Annotated in this window: 27 protein-coding genes; 6 read left to right on the forward strand and 21 right to left on the reverse strand. The window is 40.2% G+C overall.

The window, feature by feature from the left end; all coding sequences use genetic code 11:
* Positions 1 to 71: 71 nt before the first annotated feature.
* Positions 72 to 614: a CvpA family protein gene (locus A6J31_RS08095; protein ID WP_080610945.1), complete on the reverse strand. Its 543-nt coding sequence runs from the start codon at positions 612 to 614 to the stop codon at positions 72 to 74.
* Complete coding sequence (gene zapA, locus A6J31_RS08100; protein ID WP_004183554.1) at positions 611 to 925, reverse strand: cell division protein ZapA; 315 nt, start codon at positions 923 to 925, stop codon at positions 611 to 613. Before zapA ends, A6J31_RS08095 begins: the two co-directional genes overlap by 4 nt.
* Before the next feature lie 316 nt (positions 926 to 1,241).
* On the opposite strand from zapA, the gene rnhC reads away from it, so the two are divergent.
* From rnhC to A6J31_RS08115, 3 genes are read left to right on the forward strand one after another with little or no spacing between them, the layout of a single operon-like run.
* Positions 1,242 to 2,132 carry a ribonuclease HIII gene (gene rnhC, locus A6J31_RS08105; RefSeq protein WP_080610948.1) on the forward strand — a complete coding sequence of 297 codons (891 nt, stop codon included), beginning with the start codon at positions 1,242 to 1,244 and terminating at the stop codon, positions 2,130 to 2,132.
* A gap of 18 nt (positions 2,133 to 2,150) precedes the next feature.
* Positions 2,151 to 2,792 carry a signal peptidase I gene (gene lepB, locus A6J31_RS08110; protein WP_002884233.1) on the forward strand — a complete coding sequence of 214 codons (642 nt, stop codon included), beginning with the start codon at positions 2,151 to 2,153 and terminating at the stop codon, positions 2,790 to 2,792.
* Between the two features lie 60 nt (positions 2,793 to 2,852).
* Positions 2,853 to 5,357: an ATP-dependent RecD-like DNA helicase gene (locus A6J31_RS08115; RefSeq protein WP_080610950.1), complete on the forward strand. Its 2,505-nt coding sequence runs from the start codon at positions 2,853 to 2,855 to the stop codon at positions 5,355 to 5,357.
* Positions 5,358 to 5,408: 51 nt separating this feature from the next.
* On the opposite strand, the gene A6J31_RS08120 is transcribed toward A6J31_RS08115, so the two are convergent.
* Genes A6J31_RS08120 through tsaB form a run of 5 tightly spaced genes read right to left on the reverse strand, consistent with a single transcriptional unit; the run spans position 5,409 to position 8,580 of the window.
* Complete coding sequence (locus tag A6J31_RS08120; protein WP_014635057.1) at positions 5,409 to 5,735, reverse strand: AzlD domain-containing protein; 327 nt, start codon at positions 5,733 to 5,735, stop codon at positions 5,409 to 5,411.
* Positions 5,722 to 6,414 carry an AzlC family ABC transporter permease gene (locus A6J31_RS08125; protein WP_048790108.1) on the reverse strand — a complete coding sequence of 231 codons (693 nt, stop codon included), beginning with the start codon at positions 6,412 to 6,414 and terminating at the stop codon, positions 5,722 to 5,724. Before A6J31_RS08125 ends, A6J31_RS08120 begins: the two co-directional genes overlap by 14 nt.
* A gap of 51 nt (positions 6,415 to 6,465) precedes the next feature.
* Complete coding sequence (gene tsaD / locus A6J31_RS08130; protein ID WP_014635059.1) at positions 6,466 to 7,479, reverse strand: tRNA (adenosine(37)-N6)-threonylcarbamoyltransferase complex transferase subunit TsaD; 1,014 nt, start codon at positions 7,477 to 7,479, stop codon at positions 6,466 to 6,468.
* Entirely contained in the window at positions 7,479 to 7,934 is a 456-nt protein-coding gene (rimI, locus tag A6J31_RS08135; protein WP_048790109.1) for a ribosomal protein S18-alanine N-acetyltransferase, read from the reverse strand. The genes tsaD and rimI overlap by 1 nt, the downstream gene beginning before the upstream one ends.
* A complete protein-coding gene (gene tsaB / locus A6J31_RS08140) occupies positions 7,894 to 8,580 on the reverse strand; it encodes a tRNA (adenosine(37)-N6)-threonylcarbamoyltransferase complex dimerization subunit type 1 TsaB (RefSeq protein WP_048790110.1) in 687 nt (228 codons plus the stop codon). Before tsaB ends, rimI begins: the two co-directional genes overlap by 41 nt.
* Positions 8,581 to 8,840: 260 nt before the next feature.
* Here tsaB and A6J31_RS08145 point away from each other — a divergent pair, with 260 nt between their 5' ends.
* Entirely contained in the window at positions 8,841 to 9,071 is a 231-nt protein-coding gene (locus tag A6J31_RS08145) for a DNA-dependent RNA polymerase subunit epsilon (protein WP_002884752.1), read from the forward strand.
* 4 nt (positions 9,072 to 9,075) lie between these two features.
* Complete coding sequence (rnjA, locus tag A6J31_RS08150; RefSeq protein ID WP_002884294.1) at positions 9,076 to 10,758, forward strand: ribonuclease J1; 1,683 nt, start codon at positions 9,076 to 9,078, stop codon at positions 10,756 to 10,758.
* A 105-nt stretch (positions 10,759 to 10,863) separates the two neighbouring features.
* On the opposite strand, the gene A6J31_RS08155 is transcribed toward rnjA, so the two are convergent.
* From A6J31_RS08155 to A6J31_RS08175, 5 genes are all read right to left on the reverse strand, one after another.
* On the reverse strand, positions 10,864 to 11,496 hold the full coding sequence (locus A6J31_RS08155; RefSeq protein ID WP_048790111.1) for a CHAP domain-containing protein: 633 nt from the start codon (positions 11,494 to 11,496) through the stop codon (positions 10,864 to 10,866).
* 186 nt (positions 11,497 to 11,682) lie between these two features.
* Entirely contained in the window at positions 11,683 to 13,026 is a 1,344-nt protein-coding gene (gene glnA, locus A6J31_RS08160) for a type I glutamate--ammonia ligase (RefSeq protein ID WP_002884322.1), read from the reverse strand.
* Positions 13,027 to 13,074: 48 nt separating this feature from the next.
* A complete protein-coding gene (locus tag A6J31_RS08165; RefSeq protein ID WP_004183576.1) occupies positions 13,075 to 13,449 on the reverse strand; it encodes a MerR family transcriptional regulator in 375 nt (124 codons plus the stop codon).
* A gap of 173 nt (positions 13,450 to 13,622) precedes the next feature.
* Complete coding sequence (locus A6J31_RS08170) at positions 13,623 to 14,126, reverse strand: FUSC family protein (RefSeq protein WP_002884568.1); 504 nt, start codon at positions 14,124 to 14,126, stop codon at positions 13,623 to 13,625.
* Positions 14,127 to 14,313: 187 nt separating this feature from the next.
* Positions 14,314 to 15,513, reverse strand: a complete 1,200-nt coding sequence (locus tag A6J31_RS08175; RefSeq protein WP_002884739.1) for a phosphoglycerate kinase — start codon at positions 15,511 to 15,513, stop codon at positions 14,314 to 14,316.
* A 141-nt stretch (positions 15,514 to 15,654) separates the two neighbouring features.
* On the opposite strand from A6J31_RS08175, the gene A6J31_RS08180 reads away from it, so the two are divergent.
* Positions 15,655 to 16,359: a hypothetical protein gene (locus tag A6J31_RS08180; protein ID WP_080610952.1), complete on the forward strand. Its 705-nt coding sequence runs from the start codon at positions 15,655 to 15,657 to the stop codon at positions 16,357 to 16,359.
* A gap of 110 nt (positions 16,360 to 16,469) precedes the next feature.
* Here A6J31_RS08180 and gap read toward each other — a convergent pair whose 3' ends face one another.
* The 9 genes from gap to rpe all read right to left on the reverse strand — a co-directional run bounded on the left by gap (position 16,470) and on the right by rpe (position 25,493).
* Positions 16,470 to 17,480 (reverse strand): type I glyceraldehyde-3-phosphate dehydrogenase, encoded by a 1,011-nt coding sequence (gap, locus tag A6J31_RS08185; RefSeq protein ID WP_014635067.1) that lies wholly within the window; start codon positions 17,478 to 17,480, stop codon positions 16,470 to 16,472.
* Positions 17,481 to 17,667: 187 nt separating this feature from the next.
* Positions 17,668 to 19,749, reverse strand: coding sequence for an elongation factor G (gene fusA / locus A6J31_RS08190; protein WP_002884537.1), 2,082 nt, complete (start codon positions 19,747 to 19,749; stop codon positions 17,668 to 17,670).
* Between the two features lie 212 nt (positions 19,750 to 19,961).
* Positions 19,962 to 20,432, reverse strand: coding sequence for a 30S ribosomal protein S7 (gene rpsG / locus A6J31_RS08195; protein WP_002884746.1), 471 nt, complete (start codon positions 20,430 to 20,432; stop codon positions 19,962 to 19,964).
* Positions 20,433 to 20,450: 18 nt separating this feature from the next.
* Positions 20,451 to 20,864, reverse strand: coding sequence for a 30S ribosomal protein S12 (gene rpsL / locus A6J31_RS08200; protein WP_002884809.1), 414 nt, complete (start codon positions 20,862 to 20,864; stop codon positions 20,451 to 20,453).
* A 228-nt stretch (positions 20,865 to 21,092) separates the two neighbouring features.
* Entirely contained in the window at positions 21,093 to 21,908 is an 816-nt protein-coding gene (purR, locus tag A6J31_RS08205; RefSeq protein WP_002891918.1) for a pur operon repressor, read from the reverse strand.
* A 93-nt stretch (positions 21,909 to 22,001) separates the two neighbouring features.
* On the reverse strand, positions 22,002 to 22,943 hold the full coding sequence (locus A6J31_RS08210; protein ID WP_002884679.1) for a 3'-5' exoribonuclease YhaM family protein: 942 nt from the start codon (positions 22,941 to 22,943) through the stop codon (positions 22,002 to 22,004).
* Positions 22,933 to 24,207 (reverse strand): DNA recombination protein RmuC, encoded by a 1,275-nt coding sequence (locus A6J31_RS08215; RefSeq protein ID WP_060971715.1) that lies wholly within the window; start codon positions 24,205 to 24,207, stop codon positions 22,933 to 22,935. Before A6J31_RS08215 ends, A6J31_RS08210 begins: the two co-directional genes overlap by 11 nt.
* A gap of 1 nt (position 24,208) precedes the next feature.
* A complete protein-coding gene (locus A6J31_RS08220) occupies positions 24,209 to 24,841 on the reverse strand; it encodes a thiamine diphosphokinase (protein WP_060971716.1) in 633 nt (210 codons plus the stop codon).
* A complete protein-coding gene (gene rpe / locus A6J31_RS08225) occupies positions 24,834 to 25,493 on the reverse strand; it encodes a ribulose-phosphate 3-epimerase (RefSeq protein ID WP_014635070.1) in 660 nt (219 codons plus the stop codon). Before rpe ends, A6J31_RS08220 begins: the two co-directional genes overlap by 8 nt.
* Positions 25,494 to 25,497: the final 4 nt, after the last annotated feature.

A 25,497-nucleotide genomic window follows, 5' to 3' on the forward strand; every position in this document is an offset into this window, starting at 1 on the left:
CGGTCTTTTTCATATCCTACCAAAACAATGAACAAAAAAAGTCTCCCTTAATCAAGGAAGACTTCTATTTTCTATATCACACTTGTCCACAAATGCTGGATAATCTGACTAACTGGAAAATAACCATTAATCAAGATACGTAAAACCCAGCTCGATGACAAGAGCGTTTGAATGTTGTTCATAGGAACAGTCGCAAGAATATTCCCCAACATAGTCAAAGGCACAAGACTCACTAAGGTGGCCAAGACACCACCTACCACTTGGTAACGTCTCTGATCAAGTCGCTCAATTCTCACAAAATGGAAGAAAATACCAAGAAAGCGTAAGCCATAATAGGTTATACAGTAGATAGCAAAATAAGCAACACCCGCATAATAGACACGGTCAAGTGAAAAGATGTTCTGATCTTTAAAGAAAGCTATACTAGCATCCTTGGTTGGATTGGTATAAGGTACCCAAAGATTGATAGCCTCTCCTAGCGACCGGTAGAAATAGGCCGCCACACACATGGCGATAATGACTGAAACCAAGTAATAAGCTTGCATAAAGAGGCCTCGACGGTAGCCAATGTAGAAATTCCAAGCCATAATGGCTAAGACAAGGAGTCCAATCATGCGTCATCCTCATCGTCATTTGTAGCTGTCGCCTTAACCTTGAGTTGCTCAAGTTGCTTAGCTCTCAACGTTTCCAACTCTTTTTCCATATCTTCAACTTGAATTTCGCGTTCCAACTGAGTCGACAAAGAATTGATAGCCATTAGGATAGCGATTGTTTCATTGTCAGCATTTTTCATCTGCTCTTTGATAATTTTATATTTCTCGTGGGCAACACGCTCAACCTCTTCCATGAAAAGGTTGTCCTTATCAGTTGTTAGCGTGAGGTTCTTCTCTCCAAAATGAAATTTGTAACGGTTCTTATTTGCCATTTGCTTGTTAGCTGCCAATCAATAGTGGTCACGGATTCGCCACTGCAGCTTCTCCTTATTTTATTGCTTTTATATCGCCATTTGTTAGCAAGATTCAGACACTTACTCTGAGGCGTATTCGATACTTAAATGCCAACCCATTTTCTCTAATTGTGGAAAAAAAAGCATGGTTAGGCATTCTCTTTCTAATCATTATATCCTAAATTTTAACTTTCGTAAATTTTAGACTTTGCACTTCTCTAGAAAAATAATTTTCAGGGATTTCGAGTCTGTAAAATATCTACCAATTCTCCTTTTTTGTGCTAAAATAGATTCCATGGGCACAATCGTATTAAAAATGACAGCAGAGCAGATTTCGACACTCCAGAAGGACCTGGCAAGCTATGCGACTGCGACTAAAAATCCTTATGCAAGTTTTTCAGCCAAAGTCGATGGAGTAAGTGTCATCGCCTATACTTCAGGAAAGGTAACTTTCCAAGGAGCTAAGCCAGAAGTCTTGGCTAGCCGTTTTGGATACCAAGCTGAACCTAATCATTCACCTGATGGGCAAAACTTAGCCCTAATTGGTTCAGACGAAGTCGGAAATGGCTCCTATTTTGGTGGTCTAGCTGTTGTAGCTAGTCTAGTTACCCCAGCTGACCATGCCTTTTTGAAATCTCTTGGGGTCGATGATTCTAAAAATCTTAATGATATCAAGATTCGTCAGATTGCACCTATATTGGAGGAGAAAATTCCTCACAAGGCACTTCTTCTTTCGCCTAGAAAGTACAATGAAGTGGTCGGAGACGGTAAGAGTCATAATGCTGTGTCCGTTAAAGTAGCCCTCCACAATCAGGCTATCTTCCTATTGTTACAAACAGGTGCTAAACCAGATAAGATTGTCATTGATGCCTTCACCAGTGAGAAAAATTATCAGAAATACCTCAAGAATGAACGCAATCGCTTTGACTTTCCTATCACTTTAGAAGAAAAGGCTGAAGGGAAATACTTAGCTGTCGCGGTGAGCTCTATCATCGCTCGCAATCTCTTCCTGGAAAATCTTGACAAACTCAGCCAAGAGGTTGGCTACACCCTTCCTTCAGGTGCTGGCGCTAAATCTGACCAGGTCGCAGCTAAGCTTCTTCAAGCCTACGGAGATCAGGCTCTCCAAGCTACTGCTAAATATCATTTCGCCAATACCAAAAAAGCCTACCAACGCTTAAAATAACCCTGAAAGGCCTTAACTATGAAAAACAAATGGACCCAATACTTCCTCATTTTACTTCGTGAATGGGGACTCTTTATCCTCTTTATCACATTTTTCCTTTTGACTCGCCTCTTCCTTTGGCTCCCTGTCCAGGTTGACGGCCACTCAATGGATCCTACTCTAGCCAATAATCAACGTGTTATCGTTTTGAAACACACATCCATTGAACGCTTCGATATTGTCGTTGCCAAGGAAGTCGAAGACGGTAAGACGAAACAAATCGTCAAACGTATCATCGGTATGCCAGGTGATACCATTACCTATCAAAACGATAAACTTACTGTCAACGGTAAAGAAGTCAAGGAAGAATACCTCAAAGAATTCCAAGCTGCCTTTGCCAAGGATAAGCTACAAAAAGAATATGCTTACAACGATGACAAGAGCAAGAGTGGCTACTTCCAACAACTGGCTAAGGATGCCAAGGCCTTTACAACCAATGCTGACGGTAACACGACCTTCTCTGTTACTGTTCCTGAAGGTAAATATTTCCTACTTGGAGACAACCGTATTGTTTCCAAAGATAGTCGAGTAGTTGGTTACTTTGACAAGAGTGCTCTTGTAGGGGAAGTTAAATTCCGCTTCTGGCCACTTAATAAAATTGGTACCGTTGAGGATAACTAAAAACACTAAATAAGATAAGGTTGGGGAAACCCAGCCTTATTATGTATCTAGGAAAAACACATGCAAGAATTTTATTTTTCAGGAACTATCGAACGCGTCATTTTCGAAAACGCTAGTAATTTTTTCCGTATTCTACTCTTAGAAATTGACGAAACAGACAGTGATTTTGAGGACTATGAAATCATTGTTACAGGAACCATGGGAGATGTCATGGAAGGTGAAGATTATACCTTCTGGGGTCAGCTAACCAATCATCCCAAATATGGTGAACAACTCCAAATGACGCGCTACGAACGGTCAAAACCTTCTGCTAGCGGTCTTATCAAGTATTTCGCTAGCGACAATTTTAAGGGGATTGGTAAGAAAACAGCTGAGCGTATTGTCGAGATTTATGGCGAAGACCCAATTGACCAGATTCTCGAGGATCCTAGCAAGTTAGAACAGATTCCTAACCTTTCAAAGGTAAACCGAGAAGCCTTCGTTGCAAAGTTAAAAATCAACTATGGAACCGAGCAAATCTTGTCCAAACTTTCCAACTATGGACTCACACCAAAAGCTGCCTCACAAATTTTCAACCAATATAAGGAAGAATCGCTCAACCTTATCGAAGAACACCCTTATCTCTTGGTAGAGGAAGTTCAAGGAATCGGATTTAAAATAGCTGACCAACTAGCCGAACGCTTAGGAATTGCTAGTGATGCTCCTGAACGTTTACGAGCTGCCTTGATTCATTGTCTGCTAGAAGCCAGTATGGAAGAAGGCGACACCTACATCGAAGCCAAAGCTTTGCTCGAACGAACTATCATCCTTTTGGAAAGTGCTCGTCAGATTGAACTTGACCCTGCCTTGGTCGCTAAGGAATTAACCAATCTCATCCAAGAGGATAAAGTGCAAAATATAGAAACTAAAATCTTTGATAATACCCTATATTTTGCGGAACAGGGTATCTATACCCACCTAACTCGTATCATAAAAGACCAACCTGACATCAGTGCAGAGGACAAAATCCAAGCAAGTCTTGAAGAGGTGGAAGAGGAGCTTGGTATTACTTATGATAAGGTTCAAAAAGATGCCATTATCAAAGCCCTACAAAGCAAGGTCTTCATCCTGACAGGTGGTCCCGGGACAGGTAAAACCACCGTTATTAACGGAATCATTAAAACTTATGCCGACCTTCATGGTCTAGATCTCAAGAAGTCTGATTTGCCTATTATTTTAGCGGCACCAACAGGTCGGGCTGCTCGTCGGATGAACGAACTCACCCAACTCCCTAGCGCCACTATCCATAGACATTTGGGACTCAATAGCGAAGACGATTTCAAGACCTTAGAGGACTATCTCGATTGCGACTTGATTATCATCGATGAGTTTTCTATGGTTGATACTTGGTTGGCCAATCAACTCTTTGAAAGTATCTCTGATTCAACCCAAGTCATCATTGTGGGTGACCAAGACCAACTGCCTTCCGTAGGTCCTGGCCAGGTCTTGGCTGACCTTTTGCAGATTGATGACTTGCCTAAGGTTTCTCTGACCAAAATTTTCAGACAATCCGAGGATTCCACCATCGTTACTTTAGCTAGTCAGATGCGCCAAGGCCAACTCCCCGCTGATTTCACAGAGAAAAAGGCTGACCGCTCTTACTTTGAGGCCAATGCCAACCATATTCCACAGATGGTTCCTAAAATTGTCTCTGCCGCTATAAAGAGCGGGATTTCTGCTCAGGATGTTCAGATTCTAGCTCCCATGTACCGAGGACAGGCTGGTATTAACAATCTCAACACCATTATGCAGGACCTACTTAATCCTCAAGAAAAGGCCAATCAGTTTGCCTTTAATGACATTTTCTTCCGTAAGAACGACAAAATTCTCCATCTGGTCAACGATACCGAACTCAATGTCTTCAATGGCGACATCGGCATCATTACTGATCTCATCCCTGGTAAATATACTGAAAGCAAGCAGGACGAAATTTACATGTCCTTCGATGGCAATGAGGTTATCTATCCTCGTAACGAATGGAATAAGATTACTCTGGCCTATGCCATGTCAATCCACAAATCCCAAGGGAGTGAGTTCCCAGTCGTTATCCTTCCCATCACACGACAAAGTGGACGTATGCTACAACGTAACCTCATCTACACCGCCATCACACGTGCCAAGAGTAAGCTAGTCATGTTAGGAGAAATCGCAGCCTTTGATTATGCCGTTCGCAACGAGGGGGCTAAACGAAATACTTTTCTCATCCAACGTTTTGAACAAACTTATACACAAGCTGTTGATAAGTCTGTCGAAAAGATTGTTAAAAACGAGGCAACAGGCGCCTCCAATCAAACAAAAACGAAAAACAACGGCCCCTCAGAAACCCTTGAAAACAAAGACTTTTCGGAAAATATCAATCCATCCCAAGATCTTGTTAACACTTATTCACAGCCTGTGGATAAGTCTGTTAACAAACCTGTGCAAACAGAAGAAAACTATCGTTTAACTGAAGAAAATTGGGCAACTATAGATCCAATGATTGGTCTCAGTGAAGACGATATTGCTGCCTTTTTTAACAACAACTAAAAAAGACTTGGAAAACGACTCACTAAGAGCAACTCCAAGTCTTTTCATTTGCTAAAATACGAAACGAATCAGGGCCATAGATATTATACCAACGATTACTGCATAGAGCAGATTTTTGCTCTTAAAGGCTACAATTACCGTTGGCACAGTAGCCAGGATTTCCATCCACTTAAACTGTGGCAAGTGACCAATCTTCTCAGTCGTGAGACTAGAGAGAATCAGAGCAAAGAGGATAGAAACTGGTAAATAGTGCAAAAATCGAACAACGATATCTGGAAGCCCCTTGTATTTCACTAAAACAAAGGGAAGCACACGAGGAACCCAGCTGACCACAAACCCAAGTAGAATAGCAATGAGAATAAACTTATTGACGGCCATCACACATCACCCCCACACTACATCCAACCAAAGTAGCCACTAAAACAGCCAAAGATTCCGACAAGATGACACTAAAGCTCAGATAAGCCACAGCAATAGATAGTAAAATCAAGAGTAGCTTACGCACTCCTTCCCCTAACAAGACATCAATCTGACTACTTAACAAACCAATAAACATGGCAATCAAAGCAAAATCCAAACCAAATAGCTCAGGATTAGGAATCATGGAACCAATCAAACAACCAACAACTGATGATACAATCCAAACCAGATAGCTAAAAATATTGTTACCATGCATCCAGTTAGCAGGAATATCTTTATGATGCACATATTCTCCCAACAAGACACCATAACTTTCATCCGTAATCAGACTACCAATTCCCAGCTGATTCCAAAGGCTTGTTTTTGTAAAAATCGTCGTTGCATGTAAACTCATCAACATGTTACGCAAATTAACCAAGAAAACAGTCAAGGTTAACTCACCTAGACCAGCTCCTGCAACTACTAAGGCACACATGGCAAACTGGGCCGAGCCACCATATACTAAGGCACACATGAGGCCAACCTCAAGGGCTGATAGACCCGAAGCTGCTGCTACAACACCAAAGGCTAGACCAATAGCTACATAGCCTAAAGCTGTCGGTACCGCGGCTTTTACACCTAAACGAAAGTCAGACACACTCAATTCCTTTCTAAAGGAACCTCTTACCAAACTAGTAAGAGGTTCTTCTTATTCTTCAAATCCTGCAAAGGCTAGACTTGGTTTTGCATTCAAGTCCAACTCAGCAAAATGTTTTTGATCACATTCAATAGCGGCTGCTAGAGCAATCATGCCAGCATTGTCACCACAAAGACGTAAAGGCGGAATAACCACATCTACATCTGTGATTTCTTCAGCCAAACGTTCACGTAAGCCTTGATTAGCTGCCACACCACCTGCAACAACAAGTGTCTTGACAGGATAACGCTCCAAGGCTTTCTTAGTCTTAGCTAGGAGAATATCCAACACAGCAGCTTGGAAAGAAGCACAAAGGTCTTCTTTAATTAGGACGTCACCCTTTTGCTCTGCATTATGGTGCAAATTAATGAAGGCTGACTTCAAGCCTGAAAATGAAAACTCCAAGTGGTCTTCCTTAATCATAGCACGTGGAAAATCATAAACATCTTTCCCTTTATGAGCTAACTCATCAATTTCACGCCCGGCTGGGTAGGTCAACCCCATCACACGCCCGACCTTGTCATAGGCCTCACCAACTGCATCATCACGTGTCTCACCAACAATCTTGTAATTCCCCGGTTCTGACACATAAACCAACTCTGTGTGTCCCCCAGACACCAAAAGTGCTAAGAGGGGATATTCCAATTCTTGAACCTCACGCGCTGCCATAAGATGCCCAGCCATATGGTTAACTGGAATCAAAGGCAACCCATGTGCCCAAGCGAAGGCCTTAGCCGCTGCCATCCCGACCAAGAGCGCCCCGACCAAACCAGGACCATAGGTTACTGCTACAGCATCTAGTTGTTCAGCAGTAATTCCCGCCTCAGAAAGGGCATCTTTAATGCAAAGAGTCACCACTTCCACATGGTGACGACTAGCCACCTCAGGAACAACACCACCAAAACGTTTATGGCTTTCCACCTGACTGGCAATAATATTACTTAAAAGTTCTTTCTCATTTTTCAAAACGGCAACTGAAGTCTCATCACATGAGCTCTCCACTGCCAAAATATATCTATCTGCCATTAGACTTCCTCTCGCCTCATGATAACTGCATCTTCTTGAGGCTCATGATAATAATTTTTCCGAATTCCTAGACTTTCAAAACCAAATTTTCTATAAAGTGCCTGAGCGACTTGATTTGAAGCCCTCACTTCTAGGAATATAGGTTCACTACGCTCTTCCAAATGCTTCATCAGCTGACTAGCATAACCACGCCCCTGGTAAGCTTTTAAAATGGCGATATTGGTCACCTCAAGCTCACCCACCAAATTTTGAAGGGCTAAAAAACCAACAACTTCTTCCTGATTATAAACATAGAAATACTCCGTAGTATCCAAAGCCAAGTCTGCTACCACTTGTTCTATCGTCCACGGAGATTTGTCATAAACATCCGACAAAATCTGATAAATCAGTTGAGCTTGCTCTTGGCTACTCAATCTAGACACGCTTGATGTAGTTGTCACGGTTAGTCTCCTCATGTGTCTTAAGCCAATTCTCTTCCGCCTCAACCCGCTTCAAGTAATGTGGAACAAAAGCATCCACATCAACAGAAGGCAAGGACAATCCTAAACGACCAATTAACTGGGCTGACGGAAGACTTGACAAGATAGTTGCTTCTGGAAGGCTTTCTTTAATCTGATCCACAAAATTAGCCACTTCACCGACAAATGTCACCTTTTCAAAAGTTTTAGCTTGCTCCAGAACATCTACAAAAGCTGCATGGCAATCTGGGACGAGGGCCTGACCATTTTCATAAAAACCAACGTAAACATTATTACGACGAGCATCCATGATAGGAATCACAACACCGTCAACTGTAAGGTCTGTCAGTGCCTGTAGACTTGAAACTCCCACCAAATCAATGTCGAGGGCATAGGCTAAAGTCTTAGCTGTTGCGACAGCCACACGAAGCCCTGTGTAAGAACCAGGACCCTGTGCAACCACAATACGTTCTAAATCAGACGGTTGCCAGCCTGCCTGAGCAACTAAAAAATCAATGGTTGGCATTAGACTAATACTGTGGTTCTTTTTTACTGTGACAGTTGACTCTGCCACTAGTTTCTCATCTTCTAACAAGGCTACTGATAAAGCTGTGCTAGAAGTATCAAATGCTAATATTTTCATCTTTTTTCCTTGTTTCCTTTTATGCTTTTCTATTATAACACAAGTCACTGTTTCCCAGAAACGAACATTTTCCAACTTTTTCCGCCATTTTCTTTATCTAGCCCTTATCTTATGGTACAATAATAGTAATTGTTAAACGAATCAAGGCTACTAGCTATTACTCATAAAGTGAATATCATAACGTCAAGTAAATCATAGAAAGATTAACTTGACCGGTTTTTTTATAGAATGGCAGAGCCTTTTGGAAAGAAAGGAAAACCATGATTTATAAAGTCTTTTACCAAGAAACTAAAGAGCGTAATCCACGCCGTGAACAGACAAAATCACTCTACCTAGATATCGATGCAGAAACTGAACTTGAGGGACGTATCCAAGCTCGTCAAATCATCGAAAAAAACACTGCCTATAACATCGAATTCATCGAGCTCCTCTCAGAAAAAGCCCTTGAATACGAAAAAGAAACAGGCGTTTTTGAAGTAACGGAGTTCTAAGACCATGGCATCAAAAATCAATCTAAAACCTGAAGAAGTTGGGGTTTATGCGATTGGTGGTTTGGGGGAAATCGGTAAAAATACCTATGGTATTGAATACCAAGATGAGATTATCATCGTCGATGCGGGTATTAAATTCCCCGAGGATGATCTTCTCGGAATCGACTATGTTATCCCGGACTATTCTTACATCGTTGAAAACGTTGATCGTGTAAAGGCACTTGTCATTACCCACGGTCACGAAGACCATATTGGTGGGATCCCCTTCCTTCTTAAACAGGCAAATATCCCAATTTATGCAGGACCACTTGCTCTTGCTCTTATCAAAGGAAAATTGGAAGAACACGGACTACTTCGTGACGCACAACTCTATGAAATTAATGCTAATACAGAGCTTACTTTCAAAAATATGAGCGTGACCTTCTTCCGCACTACTCACTCAATTCCAGAACCTCTCGGTATTGTCATCCATACACCTCAAGGTAAAATTGTGTGTACCGGTGACTTTAAGTTTGACTTCACCCCAGTAGGTGAGCCAGCAGACCTTCACCGTATGGCTGCACTTGGTGAAGAAGGCGTTCTTTGCCTCCTCTCAGACTCAACCAATGCTGAAGTACCAACTTTCACAAATTCCGAGAAGGTCGTTGGTCAATCCATCATGAAAATTATTGAAGGCATCCACGGACGTATTATCTTCGCCTCATTTGCCTCAAATATTTTCCGTCTGCAACAAGCTGCCGAAGCCGCTGTAAAAACTGGCCGTAAGATTGTTGTCTTCGGACGTTCTATGGAAAAAGCCATCGTCAATGGGGTTGAACTAGGTTACATCAAAGTTCCAAAAGGAACTATCATTGACCCTAGTGAGATGAAAAACTACCATGCCAGTGAAATTCTTATCATGTGTACCGGTTCTCAAGGAGAGCCTATGGCAGCCCTTGCACGTATCGCTAACGGGATGCACCGCCAAGTGACACTGCAACCTGGTGACACTGTTATCTTCTCATCTAGCCCTATCCCAGGAAACACAACTAGCGTTAACCGCTTGATTAATACTATTCAAGAAGCTGGGGTCGATGTTATACACGGTAAAATCAACAATATCCATACCTCTGGACACGGTGGTCAACAAGAGCAAAAACTCATGCTTCGTTTGATCAAACCAAAATTCTTTATGCCTGTTCACGGTGAATACCGCATGCAGAAAGTCCACGCAGGTCTTGCTGTTGATTGTGGTGTTCCAAAAGATAATATCTTCATTATGGAAAATGGTGATGTCTTAGCCCTAACAAAAGACTCTGCGCGTCGTGCAGGTCACTTCAATGCTCAAGATATCTATGTTGATGGTAATGGTATTGGGGATATCGGAGCTGCCGTTCTTCGTGACCGTCGTGATCTTTCTGAAGATGGTGTCGTACTTGCCGTAGCAACTGTCGACTTCAAGTCTAAGATGATTCTAGCCGGTCCAGACATCCTCAGTCGTGGCTTCATCTACATGCGTGAATCTGGCGATCTTATCCGCGAAAGCCAACGCATTCTATTCAATGCTATTCGTATCGCTCTTAAGAATAAGGATGCTAGCATCCAATCTGTTAATGGAGCAATCGTCAATGCTTTACGCCCATTCTTATATGAAAAAACAGAACGTGAACCAATCATTATTCCAATGATTCTCACACCTGATAAATAAAAAAATAGTAGCTAGATGGCTACCATTTTTTTTTAAGTTTAAATCCAATCTGGAGCACAACCCTTCCAACAAGTAAAAAAAAGCGCTTATAACGCTTTTTTCATTTTATGCACCTGGATAAATGTAAGATACTGAACCTGGTGTAGTTGAGTTTTGTGGGTCAAACCAACCACGATAGTTGTTGATTTGTTGCTGGTTGTTATAGTTTGACTCCAAGATCTGAATTTGACCATCTTGACCAACTTCTGTTACATAACCAACGTGACCATAACCACCATCAGTCCAACATACAATTGATCCTGTCACAGGTGTTGAACCTACAGCGTAACCTTGGCTAGCAGCGCTTCCTGCCCAATCGCCACCATTACCCCACCAGTTACTTGCCCATGGAGCGACTTCCTTAACACCCCATGTACATTGACCAACTGGATAACGATTCCAAGTAGCATCTGAATCAGTAGTTGTTACCTCAGAAGAAGAAGCTTCTGTTGTTTCCTCAACTGCTGTCGTAGCACCTGAAACTTCCAAGCTTCCACCAGGAACAATTGTTGACCAAATAGTCATGCCATTTTCAGCTGCCAATTGATAAGGATCTACCCCATACTGACTAGCAATTCCGAAGAATGAATCGCCATTTTGAACTGTATAAGTATCAGCATTAACTGTTTGTGCGACTGTAAGACCGAGCAATAATGCACTTGAGGCTGCTGCCAAAGCAGCTTTTTTTGTAGTTTTCATATTTCCCCCTGAATAAGATTAATATAAAATTAGTTTAACACTCGCATATTTTAATGCGATTAAGGGAGAATAAAGAAATATGACAAAAGAAAACAGCTCAGTTAAAACTACGTAATTTGTCCAAGAACTTAATGAATTTAAAAGAAAAAGAAAATCAGGTTATACCTGATTTTCAAATTTAATTTCTTAATAAATGTCCAAGTAGTTATCAATTTCCCATTGTGAAACAAAGGTAGCATAGCTTGCCCATTCCATACGTTTCGCATCAAGGAAGTTTGTATAGATATGATTACCCAAAGCTTGACGAACCACTTCATCTGTTTCCAATGCTTTAAGAGCGTTACGAAGTGTTGATGGCAAATCAATAATACCAGCTTCTTTACGTTCTTCAGGAGACATTGAGTAGATATTTGTTTCAACTGGATCTGGAGCATCAATCTTGTTGATAATACCATCAAGACCTGCTTCCAAAAGTACAGCAAGTGCCAAGTATGGGTTTGCCATTGGGTCTACTGAACGCAATTCCAAACGTGTACCCATACCACGAGACGCAGGAACGCGGATTAATGGTGAACGGTTGCTACCTGCCCATGCAATATATACAGGAGCTTCGTATCCAGGAACCAAACGTTTGTAAGAGTTAACTGTTGGGTTAATAATTGCAGTATAGTTGTATGCATGTTTCATCAAACCACCAAGGAAGTAGTAAGCATCTTGAGACAATTGCATACCACGTGGATCCTCTGGATCAAAGAATGCATTTCCTTCTTCAGTGAAGAGAGACATGTTACAGTGCATACCGCTACCAGCAATACCATATTTAGGTTTCGCCATAAATGTAGCATAAAGACCATGTTTACGAGCGATTGTCTTAACAACCAATTTGAAAATTTGGATATTATCACAAGCCTTCAAAACATCTGTATACTTGAAGTCGATTTCATGTTGACCAACAGCCACTTCGTGGTGAGATGCTTCAACATCAAATCCCATTTCTGTCAAGACATTAACGATTTCACGACGTGTGTTATCTGCAAGGTCAGTTGGTGCAAGGTCAAAATAACCACCTTTATCGTTAACTTCAAGTGTAGGATTACCTTGTTCATCTAATTTGAAAAGGAAGAATTCTGGTTCTGGTCCAAGGTTAAATGATTTATAACCAACTTCTTCCATATGACGCAAAGCCTTTTTCAAGTTACCACGAGGGTCACCAGCAAATGGTTCACCTGCAGAGGTATAGATATCACAAATAAGACCAGCTACTGCACCATTTTCATCACCCCAAGGGAAAACTGTCCACGTATCAAGATCTGGGTAAAGATACATATCAGATTCGTTGATACGAACAAATCCCTCGATCGATGAACCATCAAACATAGCTTTATTTGAAAGTACCTTATCCAACTGTTCATCTGTCGCAGGAATTTCAACGTTCTTCATAACACCAAGAATATCAGAGAACATTAAACGCAAGAAAGTAACATTCTTCTCTTTGACTTCGCGACGAATATCAGCTGCTGTGATTGCCATAATAGGGGTCTCCTTTATAAAAACCAAAAATAAAAGTTCAAAGCGTAATTAGATACGCAAGTTACCAAATTGTTGTGACGGGGTCGTAAAACGGCCTTGCTGAAGGAGTTCATCATGCAAGATACGTCGAACGTCCGCATCTGTTAAAGCCGCTTGTTTTTGTTGGGCACGAACTTCACGCTCTTCGTACTCATGCTTAATCGCTGCAATATTGTAACCATCATCCAAAAAATCTTTGATTTCCAATAAACGATCCATATCATTTAATGAGTACATACGACGATTTCCAGCTGTACGTTCAGGTTGAATTAAACCTTGATCTTCATAGTAACGAATTTGACGAGCAGTTAAATCCGTCAATTTCATAACTGTTCCAATCGGAAAAACAGCTAGAGAACGCCTTAATTCTTTCTCTCTTGCCATGATCATCCTCCTTTCCTAACAATTATATTCTGAATATTTCTACATGTCAACAGTTTATGTTACTTTTTCTTACACAATGAGCAATTCCCGAACATTATATTGTGTATTCGCTCTAATTTAAGGATTTTATCAAAAAAACATAAAAAATAGAGTTCAATAGAACCCTATCATTCTTATTTTAAGTGTTTAAGTAACCAATCATAATCATAATTGACAAGGATTGCTATAAAGACTCCACAGAAAGTTTCAAAGACTCGAGCAATAACATAAGTGAAGGTATTATCAGGTGGAATAGACAAGGTAATAATCAGAAGTGCAGCCACCCCTCCAATAACACCAGATGCATTATTAAAAGACACATTAATGACAATCGTCAGCATGGTCAAAATTGGAACCAATAGCAAAGTCACCCAAACTGAATGATTAAACCACATATTCACAAAATAAAATAATAGCGACAAAAGCCCTCCAACCGTATTCGCAAAAATACGTGATTTACCAAACTGAATACTTCTATCAAAGTTTTCTCGAAGGCTAAAGACTGCTGTCAAACAACCAATCTGAAGCCCTTCCCAGCCTAAAGCAGAAAAAAGACCTAAAACTAGAAAGACAGCAATCCCCGTCTTAAGTGTACGCATACCAAATTTAAATTTTTTCGGTTCAAATTTCAATCCCATTTTACTATTTTAACATGATTATGAAACTTTTGGCTACTTCTACAGTATTATGCCGCAAAGTTCAAACTAATAATCGCAATTTTTTGAGAGAAATTTACTTCCCAATAATAGTTTTAGCCTCTATCAAATATTCAAAGAGATGACACAAAAAAGAGTTGGGAAACCAACTCTTTTCATTCTAATAGACTTATTTATCAGTAAGTGCAGCCAATCCTGGAAGTTCTTTACCTTCAAGAAGTTCCATAGAAGCACCACCACCAGTAGAGATCCATGAGAATTTATCTGCACGTCCAAGGTTGATTGCTGCGGCAGCTGAGTCACCACCACCGATGATTGATTTAACGCCTGGTTGTTTCACGATAGCGTCCATCACACCGATTGTACCAGCTTGGAAGTCAGGGTTTTCAAATACACCCATAGGACCATTCCATACAACTGTTTTCGCACCAGTCAAGGCTTTATCGAATTCAGCAATTGATTTAGGACCGATATCCAAACCAAGGAAACCTGGGTCTACTGCTTCACCTTCAGTGTCTTTCACTTCAGTGTAGTCAGCAAATGCATTAGCTTCTTTTGAGTCAACTGGCAAGATCAATTTACCGTTTGATTTTTCAAGAAGAGCTTTAGCAACATCAAGTTTATCTTCTTCTACAAGTGAGTTACCGATTTCGATACCTTGTGCTTTGTAGAATGTGTAAGTCATACCACCACCGATAAGAACTTTATCAGCTTTTGCAAGAAGGTTTTCGATAACACCAATCTTATCAGATACTTTAGAACCGCCAAGGATAGCTACGAATGGACGTTCTGGAGTTTCAACTGCTTCTTTGATGTAAGCAATTTCGTTTTCAAGAAGGAAACCAGCAACAGCTTTATCAACGTTTGCTGAGATACCAACGTTAGATGCGTGTGCACGGTGAGCTGTACCGAATGCATCGTTTACGAAGATACCATCTCCAAGTGATGCCCAGTATTTACCAAGTTCAGGATCATTTTTAGATTCTTTCTTGCCATCAACATCTTCAAAACGAGTGTTTTCAACCAAGAGAACTTGTCCATCTTCAAGAGCGTTAACAGCTGCTTCCAATTCAGCACCACGTGTAACACCTGGGATAAATTTAACGTCTTGACCCAATTTAGCAGCCAAGTCAGCAGCTACAGGAGCAAGTGATTTGCCTTCTTTATCAGCTTCTTCTTTTACACGTCCAAGGTGAGAGAAGAGGATTGCACGTCCACCTTGTTCAAGAATGTACTTGATAGTTGGAAGAGCAGCAGTGATACGGTTATCGTTAGTGATCACGCCATCTTTTACAGGTACGTTGAAGTCAACACGAACGAGAACTTTTTTCCCTTTCAAGTCAACATCTTTAACAGTCAATTTAGCCATTTGATCAGACTCCTTAATTTTTTAATACGTTTTCATTATATCACAAAATGCATAAAAGAGATAGCAAAATCAGAAGGATTTCTAGCTTATTGCGAGTATAAGACATTTAGCATATAATCTAAATAGAAAGGTCGAATATCCATGAAAAAACAGCTAAACAAGAAGCAGAAACAAGCTGACCATGATCTAAATGTAATCCTTATTCTTACCCTTGTTCCTCTGCTCCTCTTTCTTACTCTTAAACCAACTCTTTTGTCCTACACTAACCAAACTTCAGTACCGCTATGGCTACGATTAATCTTATTAGCTAGTTGTCAATTTGCCATCGCAGGCTTAGGAACCAGCACTGTTATGCTTTATCGCAAAGAATCTTTCAGACACTTTGGATTAATCACCAAAAATCTAGTTACCACCCTTTTTCAATCTCTTCTTGTAGCCCTACCACTTATCATATTTAAAGGACTTACTCATCAGATTCATTCCTATCTACCTCTTCAATCAATACAATTAACAAAAGAAGTAATGAGCCAATCATTTCCTAGTAATATCCTGGCATACCTATTCATCTGTCTTATTTGGGGATTCTGGGAAGGATTTAACTATGTAGTCATCGCTGAAAAGATACGCATACGTTTTCCATCTCCTTACTCTTGGTTAGATAGTGGAGCAATAACTTGTGCGATTTTTTGCCTCCTTATCCATGGAATTATTGGTTTTGATATCTATACCCTATTTGAATCACTTACCGTTTTTATACTTATTTATGGTATGCTAGCTATACAAAAACATAATAAAAACTCCTGGGGTTGTGTCATGCTCTTTCTACTCATTTGGAATGCCTTCTAGCTTATTCATAAATCACAATCCTACTGAGATTATAACAGCCTATTTATACGGCTGTTATATTATTTTGGAAATAAAAAAAGAGCCGAAGCTCTTCTTTTTATACAATTGAATTATTTAGCGATTTTCGCGAAGTATTCAAGAGTACGTACAAGTTGTGAAGTGTAAGACATTTCGTTGTCATACCATGAAACAACTTTAACCAATTGTTTACCGTCAACGTCAAGAACTTTAGTTTGAGTTGCGTCAAACAATGAACCGAATGACATACCTACGATATCAGAAGATACGATTGGATCTTCAGTGTATCCGTATGATTCGTTAGAAGCTTCTTTCATAGCTGCGTTTACTTCATCAACAGTAACGTTCTTGTCAAGAACTGCTACCAATTCAGTTACTGAACCAGTTGGAACAGGAACACGTTGAGCAGCTCCGTCCAATTTACCGTTCAATTCAGGGATAACCAAACCGATTGCTTTAGCAGCACCAGTTGAGTTAGGAACGATGTTAGCTGCAGCAGCACGAGCACGGCGAAGGTCACCTTTACGGTGTGGTCCGTCAAGAACCATTTGGTCACCAGTGTAACCGTGGATAGTAGTCATCAAACCTTCAACGATACCGAAGTTGTCATGAAGAGCTTTAGCCATTGGAGCCAAACAGTTTGTAGTACATGAAGCACCTGAGATAACTGTTTCAGTACCATCAAGAATATCGTGGTTAGTGTTAAATACGACTGTTTTAACATCTGATCCACCAGGAGCAGTGATAACAACTTTCTTAGCACCACCAGCATGCAAGTGTTTTTCAGCAGCTGCTTTAGTAGCAAAGAAACCAGTTGCTTCAAGAACGATTTCTACACCGTCGTTAGCCCAGTCAATTTGTTCTGGGTCACGTTCAGCAGAAACTTTAACGAATTTACCGTTAACTTCAAATCCACCATCTTTAACTTCAACAGTACCGTCGAAACGACCTTGAGTTGTGTCGTATTTCAACAAGTGTGCAAGCATAACTGGATCTGTAAGGTCGTTGATGCGTGTAACTTCAACACCTTCTACGTTTTGGATACGACGGAAAGCAAGACGACCGATACGACCGAAACCGTTAATACCAACTTTAACTACCATTAGTGATTTCCTCCTTATGAAAATCAAATAAATATAATTTTGAGAGCAAGCTCTCCCTATTGTGAAAAGATTAACTTGAACGCTTTCAATTCAACCTTTCAACAGTCATATTATATAATTTTTTTCAAAAAATTGCAAATAGAAAAGGCACTTACTTTCATAAGTACCTTAACTTTATAAGTTCTAATTAAGCTTCACCAGAATTTTTCTTGATGATTTCTTCTTGAACTGATTTAGGAACATCTTCATAGTGGTCAAATACCATCATGAATGTACCACGACCTTGAGTTGCAGAACGAAGTGTTGTTGCATAACCGAACATTTCAGCAAGTGGAACATATGCACGAACGATTTGGCTGTTACCGTGTGCTTCCATACCATCAACACGTCCACGACGAGCTGTAACGTGACCCATAACATCACCAAGGTTTTCTTCAGGAACAGTGATTGTTACAAGCATCATTGGTTCAAGGATAGTTGGTTGTGCAGTCTTAGCAGCTTCTTTAAGTGCAAGAGACGCAGCGATCTTGAAGGCAGTTTCAGATGAATCGACATCGTGGTATGAACCATCGTAAAGCTTAGCTTTGATGTCAACCATTGGGTATCCAGCAAGGACACCGTTAGCCATAGATTCTTCCAATCCTTTTTCTACTGCAGGGATGAATTCACGTGGAACCACACCACCGACGATAGCATTTTCGAATTCGAATCCTTTACCTTCTTCGTTTGGAGTAAATTCAATCCAAACATCACCAAACTGACCTTTACCACCAGATTGACGTTTGAAGAATCCACGTGCTTGTGTTCCAGCACGGAATGTTTCACGGTAAGATACTTGTGGAGCACCAACGTTTGCTTCAACTTTGTGTTCACGTTTCAAACGGTCAACAAGGACATCAAGGTGAAGTTCACCCATACCAGAGATAACTGTTTCACCAGTTTCAGGGTTAGTTTCAACACGGAATGTTGGATCTTCTTCAGCAAGTTTTTGAAGACCGATACCCATCTTATCTTGGTCAGCTTTAGTCTTAGGCTCAACCATCAATTGGATAACTGGTTCTGGAACTTCGATTGACTCAAGAATAACTTTAGCTTTTTCATCAGTCAATGAGTCACCAGTTGTAGTATCTTTCAAACCGATAGCAGCAGCGATATCACCAGCGTATACTTGTTCAATTTCTTGACGGCTGTTAGCGTGCATTTGAAGGATACGTCCGATACGTTCACGTTTACCTTTAGATGTGTTCATTACATATGAACCTGATTGAAGGATACCTGAGTAAACACGGATAAATGTCAAACGACCTACAAATGGGTCAGTCATAATCTTGAAGGCAAGAGCTGCAAATGGCTCATCATCAGATGCTGGACGAGTTTCTTCTTCGTCTGTATCTGGGTTGATACCTTTGATTGCAGGGATATCAAGTGGGCTTGGAAGGTAATCGATAACCGCATCAAGCATCAATTGAACACCTTTGTTCTTGAAGGCAGAACCACAAAGAACTGGGAAGAATTCAACGTTGATTGTTGCACGACGGATAGCTGCTTTCAATTCCTCGTTAGTGATTTCTTCACCTTCAAGGTATTTCATCATCAAATCTTCGTCAGTTTCAGCAACTGCTTCGATCAATTTTTCACGGTATTCGTTTGCTTGATCAACGTAATCAGCTGGAATATCTTCTTCAAGAATATCTGTACCAAGGTCATTAGTATAGATTTCAGCTTTCATTTTAATCAAGTCAATGATACCACGGAAATCATCTTCAGCACCGATTGGCAATTGGATTGGGTGTGCGTTTGCTTGAAGACGATCGTGAAGTGTGCTTACTGAGTAAAGGAAGTCTGCACCGATTTTATCCATTTTGTTGGCAAATACGATACGTGGAACACCATACTCAGTTGCTTGACGCCAAACTGTTTCAGTTTGAGGTTCTACACCTGATTGTGAGTCAAGAACGGTTACGGCACCATCCAATACACGGAGTGAACGTTGTACTTCGATTGTGAAGTCCACGTGTCCTGGTGTATCGATGATGTTAACGCGGTGACCATCCCATTGTGCTGTTGTAGCGGCAGATGTGATTGTGATACCACGCTCTTGTTCTTGCTCCATCCAGTCCATTTGTGATGCACCTTCGTGAGTTTCACCGATTTTGTGGATTTTACCAGTGTAGTAAAGGATACGCTCTGTTGTAGTTGTTTTACCGGCATCGACGTGGGCCATGATACCGATATTACGAGTTTTTGCAAGTGAAAATTCGCGTGCCATTAGGTTTATTCTCCTATAAATATTTTAGTTTACTTATTTATTATAACATTATTGTCAAAAAACGGATAGGCAGGACCTACCCGTTTTTTCACTAATATTTAACTGGTTTTCAAATGATATGAATAATATTATTTGAATTCAGAGTCAGCCTATTACAAATCCATAATCTTAGCTTATGAATATATGACTGTAATTCAGCTTGAAGCTTATGATTACCAGCGGAAGTGTGCAAAGGCACGGTTTGCTTCAGCCATTTTGTGAGTATCTTCACGTTTCTTAACTGATGCACCAGTGTTGTTTGCAGCGTCCATGATTTCTTTTGCAAGACGATCTTTCATAGTGTGTTCACCACGCGCACGTGATGCGTTAACCAACCAACGAAGACCAAGAGTTGTACGACGTTCTGGACGAACTTCAACTGGGACTTGGTAGTTTGAACCACCGACACGACGTGCACGTACTTCAAGTACAGGCATGATGTTGTCCATAGCTGTTTCAAATACTTCAAGAGCATCGTTTCCAGTTGCTTCTTTGATTTGCTCGAAAGCATCGTATACGATTGTTGCAGCAGTACCACGTTTACCGTCAAGCATTACACGGTTGATAAGACGTGTAACGATTTTTGAATTGTACAATGGATCTGCCAATACTTCGCGTTTAGGCGCTCTATTTTTACGACTCATTTTATCTTATCTCCCTTCTTATCCTTTAGGACGTTTAGCACCGTATTTAGAACGGCTTTGTTTACGATCAGCTACACCTGCAGTATCAAGTGCACCACGGACGATGTGGTAACGTACCCCTGGAAGGTCTTTTACACGTCCACCACGGATAAGAACAACGCTGTGTTCTTGGAGGTTGTGTCCGATACCTGGGATGTAAGCAGTAACTTCGATAAGGTTGCTCAAACGTACACGAGCGAATTTACGAAGGGCTGAGTTAGGTTTCTTAGGTGTCATTGTTCCAACACGTGTTGCAACACCACGTTTTTGTGGTGAAGATACGTTAGTTTGAACTTTTTTGTGGCTGTTGTAACCAACGTTCAAAGCTGGTGATTTAGATTTAACAACTTTTGATTGACGTGGTTTACGAACCAATTGGTTAATTGTAGGCATCTACATTCTCCTGTGTTTTTTTATTTTTGGTTGATATGGCACTTGGTGACAGCCCATATCTGTGTGTACTTTTGCAACTTATGTCAGCACGTCTCTGTACACTTTTGAGAGACCAAAAGTAAAAAGTACCGTCTAATATAGTATCATTTTTTGATAATTATTGTCAAGACTTTCTTGTTAAAAAGAAAAATTCCTAATCGTTAAATTAGGAATACTATCGTAGATTAATTATTTGTCAAAAATATTACCGACTTCAACTTCTACCTTCTGTGCTTTTACATCGATGTCAGAAACAGTAAGTAATGATTTATATTCATGGATATCACGATCACCTTTAGCATTTTCTGCGAATACAGCTACACCTACTAACTCACTATCAAATTCTGAAAGCAAGCTAATCATACCCGTAATGGTACCACCACCTTTAAGAAAATCATCAACAATAAGGACGCGGCTATTTGGTTTCAAACTACGTTTTGAAAGAAACATCTTTTCAATACGATCACTTGAACCACTAACATAGTTTACCGATACGGTTGAACCTTCTGTAATTTTCAAGTCACGACGAACGATAACAAATGGAATGTTCAAGACATCTGCTACTGCATTTGCTAAAGGAACTCCCTTAGTTGCAACAGTCATAACGGCATCAATTTTTTGTCCTTTAAAGGCACTAGCAATGATACGACCAACATTTTTCAAAATAGACGGTGTACTCAGTAAATCAGATAGGTAGAGATAACCACCTGGTAAGATACGATCACTCTCGGAAAGACGTTTACAAAGATCTTCAACCAGACTTCTTGCATCTTCATCAGAAATAGTTGGTGTAAACATAACGCCACCAGATGCACCCGTTACTGTTTCGATTTCTCCTATTTGACTTTCCTCAAAAGCTTTTTTAATGATAGCAACATCTTCTGAGATTGAAGACTTTGCAGCTTCATAACGTTCTGCAAAGGTGTTGAGGCTTGTCAATTGATAAGGATTATTAATCAGGTAGTTTGAAATCACTACCATGCGCTCACTTCGTTTTAATTTCATATGTTACCTATATTTTCTGTACTTTTTAACTATTATACCATAATACAGCAAAAAACGAACATTTTCATATGAAATGCTCGCTTAATTTCGATTTTAATCAAATTTTGGCTTGTAGAAAGAACGATTATCCATAGCAAAGAGACGATTTGTCATTTCTCCTGGACCTACTAGGTTAAGGGCTGTCGTCATCATCATCATACTGGCATCAAGATTATCAATCATATGAATAATTTCTGCTTCCATAATACGAGGTCGCACTGGGCTACCATACTCTAGTTGTCCGTGGTGGCTGAGAATAACATGACGCAAAACAACGACATCCTCACGCGTATCATCAATATTGAGCTCCATGAGCACCTTAGTGATTTCTTCATCAATCAAAGCAATATGACCAATCAAGTTTCCACGAACCGTATACTCAGTATTTTCAGGACCAGTAAGTTCAATAACCTTAGCTAAATCATGAAGCATAATTCCGGCAAAGAGTAGACTCTTATTGAGCTCTGGATAAATATCTCCAATGCTGTCCGCTAAGCGAACCATAGTAGCTGTATGATAGGCTAGTCCACTTTCAAAGGCATGATGATTTGTTTTAGCAGCTGGAAAAGTGAAAAACTCTTTATTATACTTTCGATAAAGGGCACGAACAACACGCTGCCAAGTTGCTTCCTCAATCTTGAAAATCATTTGCTCTAGGTATTCGCGTACTTCGGAAGGATTTACTGGTGGTTTCTCTTTGAAATCAGCTGGATCATTTGGCTCACCAAATGTAGGCAAGCGTAAGGTAATTTGGTTTACCTGAGGAGTATTATTATAAACCTCTCGACGTCCCTCCATATGCACTACTTTACCTGCGGTAAATTCTTCGACATTATAAGGTTGAGCATCCCATAGGTTGCCTGAAATCTCTCCAGTATCATCCTGGAATGTAAAGGCAATGTAATCCTTTCCTGCTCTTGTCTTACGTACCTCTGCACGCTTAATCAGATAAAAACCTTCAAAATACTCGTCTTTTTTCATTTGATTAATCTTCATGCTTGTCCTCGTTTTCTAATCGTGGTAAATCCAACAAACTTTGTGTCGCACTGTCTTGATAGGTTTCAATTGTATCAAGAGCTCTAACAATTGCCCTACTCCTTGTGTTAAGAAGACTATCGACGGTTTTACTTGCTGTATTCAATTGTTTCTGAGCTTTAGCTAACATATCTCCAAACCTGCCAAACTCTAGTTTGACGTTGCCTAAAATCTTACTAATATCATCCGCATTCTTTTGAATATTCAAAGTTCTAAATCCTACAGACAATGAATTCAAGAGTGCTGATAAGGTTGACGGACCTGCGATAACAATATTCTCCTCGCGACGAAGGGCGTCAAAGAAGGCCGGTTGACGTACTACCTCAGCATAAAGTCCTTCCGTCGGTAAAAATAATATACCAAAATTTGTAGTTTCAGGTGGGTTAAGATACTTCTTGTTAATATTCTTTGCAAATCGCTTAATACTAGTCAGAAGTGACTTACGGTGATTCTCAATCTCCTCTTTATTACCAGACTCATAAGCATCTTCCAGACGATAGTAATCTTCCAAAGGAAACTTAGAATCAATGGGAAGGTAGATATATTCATCTTTATGGTTTCCTGGCATTTTGATTGCATATTCAACTCGTTCACTTGAACCTGATACCGTAGGAAATTCTCGCTCGTACTGATTAACAGTCAATATGTCTTCAATAATTTGCCCTAATTGAAGCTCTCCCAAAATACCTCGTGTTTTTGTATTTGAAAGGACCTTGTTAAGACTTCCAACATCCTTGGCTACATTTTTCATTTCCCCCAAGCCCTGGTTAACCGACTCTAATTGTCTTGAAACCGTCTCAAAAGAGGCTTGTAAACGTGTTTGTAAGGTTTGCTCAAGTTTCTCTTCAACTGTCTGACGCATTTGTTCCAAACGTTTCTCATTGGAATCCTGCATATCTTTAACAGCTTTGGTTAAGCTTTGGTTTATTTGCTCAAGACGTTGGTCAGAACGGTCTCGATTATCAGACAAATTTTGATGTAAAACCTCTCGGATATCTGTCAACTGTTGATATAGTTCCATCTGCAATTGATTCAATTGCTTTGTTGTTTCCAGTTGGTTTGTCTTAGCAAAACTTTCCAATTGAAACGAAACTTGATCTGAAAGATTATCTGCATTTTCTTCCAAACTCTTATTAATCTGTTCTTTTAACTCCATATTCTTCAAGAAAAGAACAATAAGAATCCCCAAGCTTAATAAAGTTAAAAGTGAAAGTAGATAGATCATACTAACTCCTATCTTTAGTCTGGATGACAATCACATATCCATTTGGCACAAGCACTTGAATCGGACCATCAACGAATTCATTGCTAGAATAGATTTTCTTCTGGAAATAATTCATACTAGTTAATTCGTATTTTGCTCCCAAAATCGTCAGTTCTCCATCACCTTCATGTAAAAAAGAAACATATGTCATTCCGGGTTCTGGTAAAACTTTATGACTTCCTTCTGGATAATAAGTAATCTTATTTTGCTTATCTCGCAAACAGATACGCCTCATAAAAGGAGCTAATTCAGGATCGCTGACCAAAAATATATTTGATAACATATGATCAATTCTGCCACCAAAAGCACCGAAAATAGTTACTTCCGCCTCAGGATATAACTGAAATATAATTTTTAAGGCTAACTCTGTATCCGTATCATCCTTTTCAGCTGGAGCAATCATACAATCTTTGGCAGCTGATTGAATCATCTTTAACTCTGACCGAGATACTGAATCAAAGTCTCCGACAGCCAAATCAATAGGTAAACCTAACTCCAACAAACGTAAGCATGCGCGATCCACCCCAACAAAATAATCAAAATCGGTAGTGAACCACTCTAGCTCACCACCGACAAATAAAGCTATTTTAGGCATCGATAGCATCACGAAGCGTTTGAACTTGCGCTGTCAAATCAGGATTTTTGAAGAGGTAAGAGCCCGCTACAAAAACATTAGCCCCCGCCTTGGCACATGCTGCAATAGTGTTGTTATCTACACCACCATCAACTTCAATATCGAATGAATAGCCACCTTTTTCACGAAGCTCCACAACACGCTCTACTTTAGACATCATTTCTGGAATGAACGCCTGACCACCAAAACCTGGATTTACAGTCATGATAAGTACTTGATCCACTAAATCAAGTACAGGAATAAGTGCCTCAACTGGGGTTCCAGGATTAATCACAACACCTGCTTTCATACCAGCAGCTTTGATTTTCTGGAGGGCACCATGGATATGCTTAGTGGCTTCAACATGAATGGTCATGATATCTGCACCAGCTTGTGCATAGGCATCCACATAACGCTCAGGATTAACAACCATAAGGTGGCAGTCAAAAACTAACTTGCTGTGTTTACGCATGCTAGCAACCACATCTGCTCCCCAACTGATATTAGGAACAAATTGACCATCCATAATATCAATGTGAACATATTCCGCACCTGATGCATCAATACGAGCTAGTTCTGAAGCAAAATTAGCGTAATCAGCAGCTAGGATAGAAGGAGCAATTTTATATGACATGAGA

It is taken from the genome of Streptococcus sp. FDAARGOS_192 (assembly GCF_002073815.2).
GTDB lineage: Bacteria > Bacillota > Bacilli > Lactobacillales > Streptococcaceae > Streptococcus > Streptococcus salivarius_H.

Bases quoted from the DNA above. Each gene is read 5' to 3' on its own strand.
- lepB (WP_002884233.1), top strand. From the start codon at position 2,151: ATGAAAAACAAATGGACCCAATACTTCCTCATTTTACTTCGTGAATGG.
- A6J31_RS08165 (WP_004183576.1), bottom strand. From the start codon at position 13,449: ATGGCAAGAGAGAAAGAATTAAGGCGTTCTCTAGCTGTTTTTCCGATT.
- purR (WP_002891918.1), bottom strand. From the start codon at position 21,908: ATGAAATTAAAACGAAGTGAGCGCATGGTAGTGATTTCAAACTACCTG.
- A6J31_RS08115 (WP_080610950.1), top strand. From the start codon at position 2,853: ATGCAAGAATTTTATTTTTCAGGAACTATCGAACGCGTCATTTTCGAA.
- rpsG (WP_002884746.1), bottom strand. From the start codon at position 20,432: ATGAGTCGTAAAAATAGAGCGCCTAAACGCGAAGTATTGGCAGATCCA.
- A6J31_RS08095 (WP_080610945.1), bottom strand. From the start codon at position 614: ATGATTGGACTCCTTGTCTTAGCCATTATGGCTTGGAATTTCTACATT.
- rnhC (WP_080610948.1), top strand. From the start codon at position 1,242: ATGGGCACAATCGTATTAAAAATGACAGCAGAGCAGATTTCGACACTC.
- tsaD (WP_014635059.1), bottom strand. From the start codon at position 7,479: ATGGCAGATAGATATATTTTGGCAGTGGAGAGCTCATGTGATGAGACT.
- A6J31_RS08175 (WP_002884739.1), bottom strand. From the start codon at position 15,513: ATGGCTAAATTGACTGTTAAAGATGTTGACTTGAAAGGGAAAAAAGTT.
- A6J31_RS08180 (WP_080610952.1), top strand. From the start codon at position 15,655: ATGAAAAAACAGCTAAACAAGAAGCAGAAACAAGCTGACCATGATCTA.
- fusA (WP_002884537.1), bottom strand. From the start codon at position 19,749: ATGGCACGCGAATTTTCACTTGCAAAAACTCGTAATATCGGTATCATG.
- A6J31_RS08220 (WP_060971716.1), bottom strand. From the start codon at position 24,841: ATGCCTAAAATAGCTTTATTTGTCGGTGGTGAGCTAGAGTGGTTCACT.
- tsaB (WP_048790110.1), bottom strand. From the start codon at position 8,580: ATGAAAATATTAGCATTTGATACTTCTAGCACAGCTTTATCAGTAGCC.
- gap (WP_014635067.1), bottom strand. From the start codon at position 17,480: ATGGTAGTTAAAGTTGGTATTAACGGTTTCGGTCGTATCGGTCGTCTT.
- rimI (WP_048790109.1), bottom strand. From the start codon at position 7,934: ATGAGGAGACTAACCGTGACAACTACATCAAGCGTGTCTAGATTGAGT.
- rnjA (WP_002884294.1), top strand. From the start codon at position 9,076: ATGGCATCAAAAATCAATCTAAAACCTGAAGAAGTTGGGGTTTATGCG.
- zapA (WP_004183554.1), bottom strand. From the start codon at position 925: ATGGCAAATAAGAACCGTTACAAATTTCATTTTGGAGAGAAGAACCTC.
- A6J31_RS08210 (WP_002884679.1), bottom strand. From the start codon at position 22,943: ATGAAGATTAATCAAATGAAAAAAGACGAGTATTTTGAAGGTTTTTAT.
- A6J31_RS08155 (WP_048790111.1), bottom strand. From the start codon at position 11,496: ATGAAAACTACAAAAAAAGCTGCTTTGGCAGCAGCCTCAAGTGCATTA.
- A6J31_RS08215 (WP_060971715.1), bottom strand. From the start codon at position 24,207: ATGATCTATCTACTTTCACTTTTAACTTTATTAAGCTTGGGGATTCTT.
- A6J31_RS08145 (WP_002884752.1), top strand. From the start codon at position 8,841: ATGATTTATAAAGTCTTTTACCAAGAAACTAAAGAGCGTAATCCACGC.
- glnA (WP_002884322.1), bottom strand. From the start codon at position 13,026: ATGGCAATCACAGCAGCTGATATTCGTCGCGAAGTCAAAGAGAAGAAT.
- rpe (WP_014635070.1), bottom strand. From the start codon at position 25,493: ATGTCATATAAAATTGCTCCTTCTATCCTAGCTGCTGATTACGCTAAT.
- rpsL (WP_002884809.1), bottom strand. From the start codon at position 20,864: ATGCCTACAATTAACCAATTGGTTCGTAAACCACGTCAATCAAAAGTT.
- A6J31_RS08170 (WP_002884568.1), bottom strand. From the start codon at position 14,126: ATGGGATTGAAATTTGAACCGAAAAAATTTAAATTTGGTATGCGTACA.
- A6J31_RS08120 (WP_014635057.1), bottom strand. From the start codon at position 5,735: ATGGCCGTCAATAAGTTTATTCTCATTGCTATTCTACTTGGGTTTGTG.